Origin of the sequence: Caballeronia cordobensis (genome assembly GCF_001544575.2) — a bacterium.
GTDB classification, from domain to species: Bacteria; Pseudomonadota; Gammaproteobacteria; order Burkholderiales; family Burkholderiaceae; genus Caballeronia; species Caballeronia cordobensis.
Genome location: NZ_FCNY02000005.1, coordinates 390,490 through 403,660 on the forward strand (window position 1 = coordinate 390,490; position 13,171 = coordinate 403,660).

Sequence of the window (13,171 nt, forward strand, 5' to 3'; positions counted from 1 at the left end):
AGCGAGGACGACATGAATCCATTCGACGATGAAAACGGCGCGTTCCTCGTGCTGTGCAATGATGAAGGACAGCATTCGCTATGGCCGTCGTTCGCGCCGGTGCCAGCGGGATGGGAAAGCGTGTTCGGCGTGGCGGCGCGCGAGGCGTGCGTGGCCTATATCAACGAGAACTGGACCGACATCCGGCCAGCCAGCCTGCGGCGCGACGCGCCGTAGCAAGGGGAACCCAGGCACACATGAAATTCATCAAGCTGCTGTTCGGCGAGGCCAGGCGCGATCGCGTGCCCCTCCTGGCCGCTTCGACGCTGCCTGGCGTAATGATGTCCGGCGTGATCGCACTGGTCACGACCGTGGCGAATTACGATCAGTCGAAGGGGCCGAATATCTATCTGATGGCGTTCTTCATCATCGCCAGCGTGGCGCTGCTTCTCGCGATGAACTATGCGCTGAACGCGACGACCGCCGTCATCTCGAACTTCATCCTGCAAAAGCGGCTGGACATGGCGCGGGCGGTGCGCTCGCTGGATCTGGAGGCGTTCGAAAAGATTGGCGCCGTTCGCGTCGATTACGCCATCGGACGGGACCTGCAGACCATCGAGGAAGCCGCGCCGACCGTCATCGTGCTGATCTACTTCGTCACGCAGCTATTGTCTTCCGCTCTGTATATCGGCTATCTGTCGCTGATCGCGTTCGCCGTCACGCTGCTGTTTCTCGGCGTCGCGACGTTCTTCTACCGCAGCAGCTATGCGTATGCCGAAGCGCTCTCGAAAGAAGCGACGGAACTCGAAAGCGCGTTTCGTTCGAGCTTCGATCATCTGCTGCGCGGCTTTCGCGAGATCAAGATGAATGCGCGCCGCGACACCGATCTCTTCGACAACTACATCGTGCAGCGCGCGCTCGCCGTGCAGGATCTGCGCGCGAGCTCGGGCCGCGGCTTCAATCGCGGCCAGACGCTGAGCGATGCGTTCTTTTACGGCCTGCTCGGCTGCATGGTGTTTCTGACGCCCTATTACATCAGCGACACTTCGACGCCCGCCAAGATCATTCTGGTCATCGTTTTTTCCGGCGGCGCGATCGCCAGCCTGATTCAGGCGCTGCCGGCGGTATCGCGCGCGGATCTCGCCGTCGATCGGCTCCATGCGCTCGAACGCGAGCTGGAAGAGGCGAAACGCGCGGCCGAAGCGGGCGCGGGCGGCCACAAGGCGGAACTCGTGCACGGCATCGCGCTGCGCGGCGTGAGCTACCGCTACAAGAATGCGGGCGGACAGCAGGGCTTTCAGGTCGGCCCGTGCGATCTGTTCATCAAGGCGGGCGAAGTCACGTTCATCGCGGGCGGCAACGGCAGCGGCAAGTCGACGCTCATCAATCTGATCACGCAGCTCTATGCGCAGGATGCGGGCGAGGTGCGCTGGGACGAAACCGTCGTCGACGACGACAACGCGGCGGCGTACCGTCAGCTCTTTTCCGTGATCTTCTCGGACTTCCATCTGTTCGACCGCCTGTACGGGCTCGACGCCGCGCACGACGATCTCGCCGATCTGATCCGCGAAATGGATCTGTCGGAGAAGGTTCACTACAAGCAGGGACGTTTCAGCACGACCGATCTGTCGAGCGGACAGCGCAAGCGCCTCGCGATGGTCAGCGCGCTCGCGGAAGGCCGGCCCGTGCTGATCTTCGACGAATGGGCGGCCGATCAGGACCCGCAGTTTCGCCGCTATTACTACGAGAAGCTGCTGCCGCGGCTGAAGGCTGCCGGCAAGACGATCATCGCCGTGAGCCACGACGACCGCTGGTTCAAATGCGCCGACACGGTCATCTGGATGGAAGAAGGCCAGGTCCGGCGCGTCCTCGCCACGCCCGAAACCTGACGCGCGATCCGCCGGCGCCGGGATACAGCCCGGCGTGCGCGCGCCAGGGCACTCAAGTTCGTCCCTTTCCTGCCGACATAAGCACTGATGGCGCGCCACCGATGACGCGGCCTTCGACGACGAATTCGCCCGCGCCCGCGCGTCCATTGCTCATGTCACTTTCATCCCGGCAGAATCCTGTGGCGAATCTTTCGCGCGGAACCGGCGCGCGCGACGCCGTCGCCGCGCAGGCGGCACGCGCGCGCGCCTTCGCCGAACCCTTCGCGCTCGCGATCCTCTGCTATCTGCTCGCGCGGCCGGTGGCGCATCTGGAAAGCGCCGAAACGCTCGCGGCGATCGCATGGCCCGCGCCGGCCATCGCCATTGCGGTGCTCTGGCCGATGCCGCCGCGACGCTGGCCCGCTCATCTGCTCGCGGTGTTCATCGCGATTGCCTTGACGGGCGATTTCAGCGCCGCCTCGTGGCGCAGCGATCTCGGCTTCTGCCTCCTCAACGTGCTCGAAGTGGCGCTCTGCGCATGGCTCGGCCGGCGCTATGTCGATGCGAACGGGACCATCGTCACGACGGCGAGCCTGATGCGCTTTCTGTTGCTGCTGCCGCTCGCCGCGATTGGCGCGACGTCGATGCTCGGCGCGACCCTCGCCAGCGACCTGAGCCACGACGGCTGGTGGCGCGAATGGAGCACGCTGTTCGTCGGCAACGGCGTCGCGGTGCTGGTGCTCGTGCCGGCCGTGCTCGCCTGGCGTTCGCGGCTCGCGGACAGCGCCCAGGCGCCGCGCCGCGCCGAGCCGCTGATCGCGCTCGCGTGCAGCGTCGCGGTCGCCGCGCTGCTGGCCGCGGCCGCCGCGCTGCATGTATCGGAACAGGTGCAGCGCGCGGTCGTCTCGCTGCTGCTGGCCGCCATCGCGATTCATGGCGGCCTGGCCGCCGCGGCGACCACGGTCGGCACGGCGGCGGTGTTCGGCGTCGGCCTCACGCTGATGCGGCTCGGACCGTATCGCTATGAAAACGCCGAAAGCGCATGGCATTTGCAGATCGACATGGCCGGTCTCGCGATCCTGACCTTCTTCGTCGCGGTCGCCGTGCGCGAGCGCAGGCAGCTCGCGCTCAGGCTCGAACGGGCGCGCCGGATGGAATCGCTCGGACTGCTCGCGGGCGGCGTCGCGCACGATTTCAAGAACATTCTCGCCGCCGTGGATGGCTACGCGGAAATCGCGCACGACCGGCTCGCTGGCGATTCCGCCGCCCGCACGCCCTTGCGCGAGGTGCGGGCCGCATCGGCGCGCGGCTACGAACTGACCGAGGAAATTCTGCTGGCCGCGCGGCGCGGCGATCGCGTGCGCGAAACGCTCGACCTGATGTCGATCGTGCGCGAGAGCGTGGCGCTGGCGCGGCCGCTCAGCCGCAACGGCGTCGTCATCGAACTGGAAGCGGCGCAGGCGCGCCTGTGCGTCGCGGCGCACGGCGGCCAGCTCGTGCGCGCCGTGCTGAATCTGACAAGCAACGCCGGCCTCGCGGCGCGCTCGCGCGTGGTGCTGCGCATCGGCAGCGCGCCGTCGATGGACACGCCGCTCGCCATCGGCGACGCGCCGCCGGGCGAGATCGCGTGGGTCGATGTCGAAGACGACGGCCCCGGCATTCCCACCGAACATCTGCAGCATCTTTTCGAGCCGTTCTTTTCCGTGCGCGCGAAAGGCGGCGGCTCGGGCCTCGGCCTCGCGATCGTCGCGGGCGTGGCGTGCGAGCATCGGGGCGGCATCGCGATCGCGACCGGTCCGCAGGGCACGCGCTTTCGTCTCGTGCTGCCGCTCGTCTCGAAGTCGGCCGCGCCGGCGGACGATGCACCGGAGCCTACGCACCAGATCGGCGACGGCGAGCGCGTGGTGCTCATCGACGCCGATGCGCAATCGCGTGAAGACGGCGAAGACTGGCTCGCCGCGATGGGCTTCGAGCCGCTCGGCTATGCCGATGCCAACGAAGCCCTCGACGACGCCTTGGGCGCGGACGACGACATCGCCTTCGTCGTCGCCGACGCCGCCACCCTGCCGATGAACGAAGCCGCTTTCACCGCGCGCGTGCGCGAACAGGCGCCCCGCGCGCGCGTCGCCGTGCTGTCCCGACCATTCGACCGCGAAGCGCTCGCTCGCGCCCTGAAGGATCTGCCATGACTTTGCAGCAGCAACACAGCATCCTCGTCGTCGACGACGACCATTCGATGCGCGTCCTCCTGATCGAATATCTCGGCGGACACGGCTACCAGGCCGATGGCGCCGCGAGCGCGCAGGAAGCGATCGGCGCGTTCGCCGCGAAACGCTACGATCTCGTGCTGCTCGACCTCGGCCTGCCCGACGGCGACGGCACCGAGCTCGCCCGCCGCTGGCGCGAAGAAGCACAGGTGCCGATCATGTACATCACCGGCCGCAAGGACGAAGCCGATCTCGTCATGGGCCTGGAACTCGGCGCGGACGATTACATCGTCAAGCCGTTTTCGCTGCGCGAAGTGCTCGCGCGCATGCGCGCGGTGATGCGCCGCGCGAGCGCGACGTCGGCCGCGCCGCTCACGCGCGGCAAGCTGCCGAACGCGTATCGCTTCGCGGGCTGGACGCTGAATCTGAACACGCGGCGTCTCTCCGCCGCCGATCAGTCGGCGGTGGCGCTCACCAATTCGGAGTTCAATCTGCTCGTCACGTTCCTGAGTTCGCCGGGCCGTATCATCACGCGTGAGAAGCTGCTGGAAAGCACGCGCGCCTTCGACGACATTTACGATCGCGCCATCGACGTGCAGATTCTGCGGCTGCGCCGCAAGATCGAGATCGATCCGAAGAAGCCGACGCTGTTGCGCACCGAGCGCGGCGCGGGCTATATCTTCGACACCGATATCGAACATCTCTGGACCTGAGCGCGTCCTTTTACTCCATCGAGCAAGCGAACACACGCCGTGAACGATTTCAAGAGCCTTGGTGCACGACCCATCAGCGATGCGCAGCCCTGCGGCGCGGACGTGCGCGACGATCCCGATTTCGAACTGCTGCAAAACGAAATCGCGAAACTGACCAATCCGGCCGCGAGCGGCTCGCCGGACTGGGCGCAAGTGGTGCGGCTCTCGACGGCGCTGACCGCCGACAAGGGCAAGGACCTGCTCGTCGCGAGCTATCTGGCGGGCGGCCTGCTGATGACGCGCGGGCTCGCCGGCCTGAACGACGGCGCGCAACTGCTCGAAGGACTGCTCGCGACGCACTGGGACGGGCTTTATCCGCCGGTTTCGCGGCTGCGCGCGCGGCGCAACGCGGTGCAATGGCTGATCGATCGCGTGCGCGCGCATGGCGACGAGCACGACTGGTCGAGCTGGCCGCCGCAGGATGCGGCGCTCGTCGATGGTTTGCGCGCGGCGCTCGCGGGCATCGACAGCGTGCTCGCGGAAAAGGACGGCGACGCGCCTTCCATGCAGCCATTGCGCGCGCTGCTCGGGACCGTGCAGGTGGTGGAGCCTGAACCCGAGCCCGTCCCTGAGCCGGTTGCGGAGCCAACGCCGCAGCCCGTCGTAGCGGCAACGCCCGCGCCCGCTCCCGCTCCCGTGGCGAAAGCGGTGCCTGCGCCCGTGCCCTCGGCCGCGCCACCAACCGAAGCCGTCGATTCCTCCGATACCGCCAGCCGCGCCACCGACGAAGCGCTCGACCGGCTCGCCGCCATCGGCAACTGGTACGCGCAGAACGAACCGTCGAGCGCCATCGGCTTCCGGCTGCGGCGCATGGGCGTGTGGGCGGGCATCGAGCGCGCGCCGGTCGCGAACGGCGCGGACACGCAGCTTCCCGGCCCGATTCCGCAACTGGCGGATGCGTTGCGCAACCTGCAATCGCGCGCGGCGCACGCGGACATCGTCGGCTTTGCGGAAGCGCAAGTGCTGACGTATCCGTTCTGGCTCGATCTGAATCACGCCGCCGCGACGTCGATCGCGCAACTCGGCGACGCGTGGAGCGCCGCGCATCGCGAAGTCCGCAACGAGACCGCGAAGTTCGTGTCGCGCATGGAAGGCATCGAGCGGCTGAAGTTCGCCAACGGCGTGCCGTTCGCCAATGCCGATACCGTGCAATGGCTCGGCACGCTCGCTTCGTCAGGCGGCGATGCCGCCGCCGTCGCGCCCGATCCGCTCACCACGGTGCTGTCGCGGGCGCGTGCGCTTGCCGCGGACAACGACTTGCGCGCCGCCGCCCAATGCCTGCAGGACGCCATCGACAAAACAGCGGCCGTGGCCACGCGTCTGCGTCTGCGCACGGCGCTGTGCGACTTGCTGCTGGAGAACCGTCCGGGCGCGCGGCTCGATGCGTTCGCACGCGCGCTGGTGGAGGAAATCGACCGCTACGGTGTGAGCGCGTGGGACCCGGAACTGACGGCCGACGCGCTGCGCGCCGCCTACGCCATTCTGAGCCGCAACGACCAGAACGAAGCCGAAACGGCCGCGCTGCTGGCGAGAATCGCACCGCTGGACGTGGCCATCGCGGTGCGCCTGATTACCTGATCAAAGCCCGGTCATCATCATCGGCGAAGTCTGGCCGCGCCAGCATGCGCCGATGGTCGCCGGCAAGCCCAGTTCGGCGAGGCTCACCGGATTGCCCGCCACCGTCGGGATGATCGCCGGCAGCGGCGGCATGCCCGGGGTCATCACGGCAAGCTGATCGACGATGTTCATCTGCTGACGCTGCGCCTGCGCGTCCTGAATCTGCTGCTTCTGTTGCGCCGTCGTCTTTTGCAGCGATTCGTAAGACTCGATCTTGCGCGCGGCATCGATGACCTGATCGCCGCCCGTCACCGAGAAGCTCACGGTCAGCGCGCTCACGTCGAGCGCCTTCAGCGCCGACTCGCTCGCCGGGAAATCCGCGGGCGTGAACTGGCGCTGGCCGTCCGCGAAATCCTGCAGGAACGCCGCGACGCCGAGCGGCCCCGCATAGCTGCGGTTCAAGGTCAGATTGCCGATCTTGATCGAAAGACGCGTTTCGCCGCACTGTCCCGCCGCCCACGCGAAGCTCGTGCTGACCGGGAAGTTGTAGTTGTTGAGCGTCTGCACGCCCGCCGCGCACTGCACGGTGAGAATCGTCGCGTAGGGCTTCGCCTGCGCACCGGCGTTGACGTTGGTCGGCTGCGCGGTGAGCGTCAGCGGCACGGTGAGCGCACGGGCCGCATCGGCCTGTTGCTTGGCCGTCGTAAGCGTGCGGTCGAGCTGATCGAGCGACTGTTGCGCGTCGAGTTGCGCCTTCTGCGCCTGAAGCTGCTGCGCCTCTTTGTCGGCGGCGCTGCGTGCGGCCGTTCGTTGCTGGGCGAGCTGGCGTCCGTATGCGCCGTTGAGCATCGGCACGAAAGCCGGCGTGAACGGCACGCTGAAACCCTGCGTCTCGACGATGTCGTAGCGGCTCGCATTGCGCGTGAGGAACGGCTTGGCCGCGCCGTCCGCGAAGGCCCACACCGCGCCCTTCGCGCCGAACAGCTGATCGATGGCCGCGCTCTTGTCGGTCGCGCCCTGCAGCGGAAACACCACGGCCGATTCCCAGCCGCGCTGCAAGTCGCACGACGCCTGCTGCTCGACATACGCCGCGAGGAAATCGAACGGGCCGCGGATGAGTCGCCACGTGAGCGCGTCCGAACCGTCGCCGGTGCCGATCAGCGTGCGCAACTGCGTGAGCGGTTGCAGCGCGCTCATCATCTCGGACGGCTGCGGCTGCGGGTTCGTCGCGAACTGCGCGAAATCCGCCGCCAGTTGATAGTTCTTGCCGCTGCCCGCTCCGCTGTCGATGGCGAGCTTGTTCAGACCGGCGACATAGAGCGAGAACGCATCGACGGCGCCGAGATTGTTCGTGACCGCCTGGCTGCCGCGCTGCGGCGCGCCCGCGAGCACGTCCTTGATCGCCGTGGCCCCGACCGCGTTGATCGCGCCCGCCATCCGCACGGCCTGATTTGCCGCGCCCATGCGCGTCGCCTGCTCGCGCACCTGCTGGAATTGCCGCGCGAGCGCGATCCAGCCGGGCAGCGGCGCGTCGGCGCGCTCGCCGCCGAATTCCTCGTCGATGCGCGCGATCAGGCGGAAATACGGACTGGCCGGCCCGCTGACGATGCCGAGCGCCGAGCGCCAGCCCGCTTCGCCCGAATACGGCGCGGCGTTGTGCGTGAAGGCCTCGACGAAGTTCTGCCATGCGATGACGCGCTGGCCGCGATACCAGTCGTCGAACGCGGCCCGCTGCCTGTCGAAGCGGGACGGGTCGCTCGCCGCGGCGCGAATCTGCTTCGCCAGATCGTCGAGCGCCTTGCGGCCCGCGACGGTGTACACGGCCGGCACGGTCGCGTTGCCCGGGTTGACGGCGCTCGTGCCCGTCACGCTGCCGTTCGACGTCTGCATGCCCGCATTCGCGGAGGGCGCGCTGCCGCCCCAGAAATCGGCGGCGCGCACGGGCGGGACACTGCCGCCGTCCGGCACGAGTCCGACGAGCCATGTCATCTGCGGATCGGCGGCGACGGCCTGGTCGAGCAGCGCGCGCTGGTTCTTCAGACGCTCCTGCAGATAGCCCGCGTCGCGCGGCGACCACGCGAGATACGAGACCGCGAGCGGATTGAGCTGGTCGTTCAATTGCGCGGGATAAAGCGAGGTCGCGAGCGGCTGCGGCATGGCGTCGAGCGTCGCGCGGTCCGCCCCGCCGATACGCGCGCGCAGCAAGGCGATCGAACGCGCGAGATTCAGGATTTGCCCCGCCTGCCCGTCCTGCGCGGCGAGCGCCATCTGCTGGCTTTGATCCGCGGCGGGCTGAATCGCCTGCCGGTACTGCTGCAGGAAGACGTCATGCAGACGCGCTTCGAGCGTTTCGAGGCCCGCGCCGTTGCCGAGCAGGCCCGACATCCAGCGCCGGTCGTTCTGCGCGACCTGCATCAGCACGTCGTTGGAATACGAAAGCGCGGCGGCGTCGTGAAACAGGTTGCCGTTCAGCGCGATCCTGTCGGGACGCGCGCTCTGCACGAGCGCGAGCGTCTGCCGGTTGCCCGCGAACGACACGGAAAGCAGGATGCCGAACATGGCGAGCAGCAGCACCCAGGCGACCACGCCGACGCTTTGCGTCACGCGCCGCCAGTGATGCGCGAGCATGGCCGGCTTCGCGGCGTTGCGATCCTGCGGCAGGATGCGGCCGAAGAAATCGTGCAGGAAGACGCCCGCCGTGTCGCTCGCGTGCGCGGGCGTCGGCGGCAGGAGCGTGCTCATCAGGGAAGACATCGCGCCGCCTTCCTGCTGTCCGCTGCTAAAGAAGATGCCGCGCAACAGCGGCCGTTCGAGATACGGGCTGTCGGCGAGACAGGTGCCGAGGAACATCGACAGGCCGGCGCGCAACTGGTCCAGCTCGTTCGGGAACATCAGCAGTTCGGGCGATGGCTGCGCGTCGCGCGAAACCAGCGCGAGACGCAGCGCCTGCAAGCGCGCGCCGATCGAATCGAAGGCGCGCGAAACGAATGCGCCCTCGCCCGTCTCGCTCTCTTCGGCGAGATAGCCCATTGCCTGGCCGAGCGCATCGGCGGGCAGCGTCTTCGCCCATTCCTCGAAGCCGTAGAGCCGGTCGCACTTGGTGACGAGCACATACACCGGAAAGCGCTTGCCGAACATGCGTATCAACTGTTCGATGCGCGCGCGCACGATGCGACCTTCGTCGGCGAAGGTATCGGCGTCGGGGGTCATGAGCCGGTCGGCGCTCACGGCGAGCACGAGACCGTCCAGCCCTTCGCGCGGCCGGTAGCGTCCGAGCAGGTCGAGGCCGGTTTCCCATTCGCGCCGGTCCTGCTCGATGTCTTCCGCCTGCACGTAGCGGCCCGCGCAATCGATCACGACGGCGCGATCGAAATACCACCAGTCGCAATTGGCCGTTTGCCCGATGTTCGCCTGCTGGCTGATCTTCTGGATCGGCGAGGACAGCCGCGCGCGCGTGAGCGCCGTCGTCTTGCCCGTGCCCGATTGCCCGATCACCATGAACCACGGCAGCGCGTAGAGCGGATCGCCCTGGCTGCGCAGATTCGACTGCCGCAGCGTGGCCACGGCGGCTTTCCACTTGCGCTTCAGAAGCGTTTCCGGCGACACGGCCGGCGCCTCGACATGAAGCGCCGCGCTCTGCGCCGCGAGGCGGCTGCGCGAGCGCATCATCACGATCATGCGCCGCGCGAAGGCGACGAAGAAGTACAGCGCGAACACGCCGACGAAAATCGCGAGCGCGACCCACAGCGGCCAGCCGAAATAGAGAACGACGCCCCAGCTGATCAGTCCCACGACGATCAGCGTCAGCAGCCACAGCAATGCGATGCCCAGCGTTTTCATAGATGGATCTGCGCGAGAAGCGACTCGACGGACTGCGCGACGACGGTGTGATACACGCCGTACAGCAGCGCCAGCAGGAACAGCGGCAAGACGATCGCGGTCAGCTTGCCGCGCGTGAAGCGCGCCGAAAAACGGGCGCGCGCGCTTTGGCCGCGCGCCGCGGCTTCATCGCCCGCGGTGTGATAGCCGTCCGGAAACAGGAACGCGCGCGCCGACGCGCCGAGCTGGTCGGCGTCGGGCAGCAGCATCGCGAGATTGGTGCGGCGGATGTCGGTGAGCGTCTTCTGGTTGCGGTCGTACGCATAGCGCCCGCCGAAACCGAGCGCGAGACACAGATAGAACACTTCGCGCACCGCCAGTTGCGAAGGCGTCAGTTGCGCGAGGCGCTCGTAGAACACGACGCCCGCGTTGCTCACGTTCGAATAGCGCCGCTGCAACAGATGACGCTGCCATTGCGGCGCGCCGTCCCATTGCGTCGTGAGCAGCAGTTCGTCGGCCCAGGCGTTGAAGGCGAACAGCGCTTCGTCGATATCGGCCTGGGCGAAACCGGCGTCGTGCGCGCGCAGCCGCGCCGCCGCGATGGCGCTGTCGAGCTGCGCGGTGAGGCTCGCGGCATCGCCCGAAGGCGAGCGCGTGAAGGCGCGCACGTGCGCGAAAAGAGGAATGAGCGTATCGGCGAGGGTCATGCTATCTCCGCAGCACGACGATTTCCGCGCGCAGATCCTGCGGCGCGTCCGGCCATTGCAGCGCGATGTTTTCGTCGCGCTCGACGGCGTCCCACAACTCGCTCACCTGCTCGATCCGGAAATAGTTCGACGACGCGCGGCGCGGCATGCCTTGCGGCGCGTTCGCCATGTGAATCAGTTCGAGGCCGGGCAGCGCATGCGCGACGAGCCGCGTGACATCGGCGGCATTGGCCAGGCGCGCGTCGTGCAGCGCGCCGTCGACGACCTGCGCGGCCGCCTGCTCCGTGCGCAGCACGAGATAGAAGCGATTGCGCCGGTCGAAGAACGCGCGCGGCAGATCGCCCGCGAACATGCCGTCGCGATAGTCGAGCACCGCGAGATGCTCCGGCCCGACAGCGATTTCGCCGAGCAGAAAGCCGATCAGCGCCTGCGCGCGCGAGAAGCAGTTGTAGAGATCGGTGTGATCGTACGCGGGCAGGCCGGGCGTGCCGTCGGCGGCTTCGCCGAGCATGTCGAAGCGCTCCGAGAACGCGCTCAGTTCGCCGACGAGGCCGCGCAATGCGCCGTACACCTGCCACGGATGCACGGTCGGCGTCTGCGTCAGATGCACGAGACCGGGTGCGGCGCGCGACAGCGTGCGCATGGCGAGCAGCAGCATCATGTAGCCGGGATCGAATTCGGCCTTCTGCAGTTCGCGCGGATTCTTGAATTCCTGAAGCTGATGCGCGCGGCCGACGACATCGTCGCGAATCTCGCGCACGATGCGCAGCAGCGTGTCGGAGCCGCCGAGCGCGTAGCCCGGCGCGATGAAGCGTTCCGACAGCGTCACCGTGTCGCCGATCCGCGTGAGCTGCGCGACCGGAATCAGATCGTACTGGCCGAGATTGGCGGTCTCGCCTTCGAAGAACACTTTCAGCACATGCAGCAGCGTGTGCACGGGCGCGGCCGGGCCGTTCGAATGCAGGTCGGGCACGTCGTCGGGGCGTTCGAGCGTCGCGTAGCGGGTCGATGCGGCGGCGGCGTCATCCGCCGATGCGCACAGCGTCACGTTATTGCCGGCGGCGTCGAACTTGCGCACGCCGAGATAGACGGTGAGCGCGCGGCCGTCGCCGATGGAACTCGCATCGAACGAACGCGGCGCGAGCACGGCGTTGCCGGGAAATTCCACGTACGTGCGATCCGGAAAGATCAGCTTGGCCGAGCGCACCTCGATGGTCTGGCTGGCGATGGCGCCCGCCGCGATATCGAGCGCGCCCGCGCCCCAGAAGTGCGGCAGGCCCGACTCCACGACCGGCTTGTTGCGGAACTGCTCGTGCAGCGACGCCAGCTGAAAGTGCTGGGGCTGCATGAACATGCCCTGATACCAGTAGATGCCCTTGTTATGGTCCATACGATGCGAATCGAGTGCTTAGTTGGCGAGCTTGCGCAATGGCGTATCTTGGGAACCGGCCGCGCCCACGACGCCGGTCGTGGCGCCGGCGCCGGCCGCATTGGACGGCGCATCGCCGCTCAGACGGATTTCCTTGCCGCCGCCGTCGAGTTGCTGCGCGCGCGCGAGCGTCGCGGCATCGGGGCCGCCGGGCTGCACTTCGGCGTTGAGAATGCCTTGCGCGCCGAGATTGAGCCTGACGACGAGCGGCCCGGGCGATTTCGTGTGCGTGCGGAAGATGAAGCCCGACGTCTTCGTGACGACGGGCACGTCGAACTGGCGCGCCGCGTTGGCGACGCCGAACTGCGCGTAACCCGCGACCATAGCGATCGAACGCGTGTTCTGCGCGCGATCGAGGATCAGGTACGAATGCTGGCCGGGCGCGACGACATAGCGCGAAAACTGCGCGAAGGTCTGCGGCACCTTGCCCGTCGCCATCGTTTCGGCGAGCGCGTTCGGGTCGGCGGCGAGATTGCGGAACGCTTGCGCGTCGCCGGTTTCGTAGATGCCGAGCAGCAGCGTGTGCGACTGGCCGTCGTACTGGTTCAGACCCGCGTCGGCGGTGATTTCGAAGATCACGGCGTCGTTGGCGTAGCTCCAGGTCACATCGGCGAGCGGGTCTTTCGGCGGCGCGCTGCCGCAGGCCGACAGCGCGAGCGCGCCCACGACGCACGCGAGCGCGCGCCATTGCGCGGCGCGTGCAGGATTTCCGATGCGTTTCGCTACAGCCATTGCCGGTGCCTCATTCGGTTGCCGTCGAGTCTTTTGCTCCTGTCGCACATTGTCCGGAAATCGCGGCAGGCTCATACGGCGAACAGCGGTGATTTCCCGGTCCTATTCGCGGTCTGCGGCC

At 67.6% G+C, this 13,171-nt stretch carries 9 protein-coding genes; 5 read left to right on the forward strand and 4 right to left on the reverse strand.

Annotated features, from left to right (window positions below; all coding sequences use genetic code 11):
* The first annotated feature begins 12 nt into the window (after positions 1 to 12).
* The 5 genes from AWB70_RS12515 (at position 13) to tssA (ending at position 6,384) form a co-directional block, all read left to right on the forward strand.
* On the forward strand, positions 13 to 216 hold the full coding sequence (locus AWB70_RS12515) for an MbtH family protein (protein ID WP_045457840.1): 204 nt from the start codon (positions 13 to 15) through the stop codon (positions 214 to 216).
* A gap of 20 nt (positions 217 to 236) precedes the next feature.
* Complete coding sequence (locus AWB70_RS12520; RefSeq protein WP_053570025.1) at positions 237 to 1,868, forward strand: cyclic peptide export ABC transporter; 1,632 nt, start codon at positions 237 to 239, stop codon at positions 1,866 to 1,868.
* A gap of 179 nt (positions 1,869 to 2,047) precedes the next feature.
* Positions 2,048 to 4,036, forward strand: coding sequence for an ATP-binding protein (locus AWB70_RS12525; protein WP_235024221.1), 1,989 nt, complete (start codon positions 2,048 to 2,050; stop codon positions 4,034 to 4,036).
* On the forward strand, positions 4,033 to 4,767 hold the full coding sequence (locus tag AWB70_RS12530) for a response regulator transcription factor (protein ID WP_053570024.1): 735 nt from the start codon (positions 4,033 to 4,035) through the stop codon (positions 4,765 to 4,767). Before AWB70_RS12525 ends, AWB70_RS12530 begins: the two co-directional genes overlap by 4 nt.
* Positions 4,768 to 4,806: 39 nt before the next feature.
* Positions 4,807 to 6,384 carry a type VI secretion system protein TssA gene (tssA, locus tag AWB70_RS12535; RefSeq protein WP_053570023.1) on the forward strand — a complete coding sequence of 526 codons (1,578 nt, stop codon included), beginning with the start codon at positions 4,807 to 4,809 and terminating at the stop codon, positions 6,382 to 6,384.
* Here tssA and AWB70_RS12540 read toward each other — a convergent pair whose 3' ends face one another.
* Genes AWB70_RS12540 through AWB70_RS12555 form a run of 4 tightly spaced genes read right to left on the reverse strand, consistent with a single transcriptional unit; the run spans position 6,385 to position 13,050 of the window.
* Positions 6,385 to 10,203, reverse strand: coding sequence for a type VI secretion protein IcmF/TssM N-terminal domain-containing protein (locus AWB70_RS12540; RefSeq protein WP_053570022.1), 3,819 nt, complete (start codon positions 10,201 to 10,203; stop codon positions 6,385 to 6,387).
* Positions 10,200 to 10,889: a DotU family type IV/VI secretion system protein gene (locus AWB70_RS12545; protein ID WP_053570021.1), complete on the reverse strand. Its 690-nt coding sequence runs from the start codon at positions 10,887 to 10,889 to the stop codon at positions 10,200 to 10,202. Before AWB70_RS12545 ends, AWB70_RS12540 begins: the two co-directional genes overlap by 4 nt.
* 1 nt (position 10,890) lies before the next feature.
* A complete protein-coding gene (gene tssK, locus AWB70_RS12550; protein ID WP_045457861.1) occupies positions 10,891 to 12,279 on the reverse strand; it encodes a type VI secretion system baseplate subunit TssK in 1,389 nt (462 codons plus the stop codon).
* A gap of 18 nt (positions 12,280 to 12,297) precedes the next feature.
* Positions 12,298 to 13,050 (reverse strand): type VI secretion lipoprotein TssJ, encoded by a 753-nt coding sequence (locus tag AWB70_RS12555; RefSeq protein ID WP_235024222.1) that lies wholly within the window; start codon positions 13,048 to 13,050, stop codon positions 12,298 to 12,300.
* Positions 13,051 to 13,171 lie beyond the last annotated feature (121 nt).

What these genes read in the sequence shown, in the direction of transcription:
- AWB70_RS12515 (WP_045457840.1), top strand. Translation starts at nt 13, where the DNA reads ATGAATCCATTCGACGATGAAAACGGCGCGTTCCTCGTGCTGTGCAAT.
- AWB70_RS12520 (WP_053570025.1), top strand. Translation starts at nt 237, where the DNA reads ATGAAATTCATCAAGCTGCTGTTCGGCGAGGCCAGGCGCGATCGCGTG.
- AWB70_RS12530 (WP_053570024.1), top strand. Translation starts at nt 4,033, where the DNA reads ATGACTTTGCAGCAGCAACACAGCATCCTCGTCGTCGACGACGACCAT.
- AWB70_RS12540 (WP_053570022.1), bottom strand. Translation starts at nt 10,203, where the DNA reads ATGAAAACGCTGGGCATCGCATTGCTGTGGCTGCTGACGCTGATCGTC.
- AWB70_RS12545 (WP_053570021.1), bottom strand. Translation starts at nt 10,889, where the DNA reads ATGACCCTCGCCGATACGCTCATTCCTCTTTTCGCGCACGTGCGCGCC.
- tssK (WP_045457861.1), bottom strand. Translation starts at nt 12,279, where the DNA reads ATGGACCATAACAAGGGCATCTACTGGTATCAGGGCATGTTCATGCAG.
- AWB70_RS12555 (WP_235024222.1), bottom strand. Translation starts at nt 13,050, where the DNA reads ATGGCTGTAGCGAAACGCATCGGAAATCCTGCACGCGCCGCGCAATGG.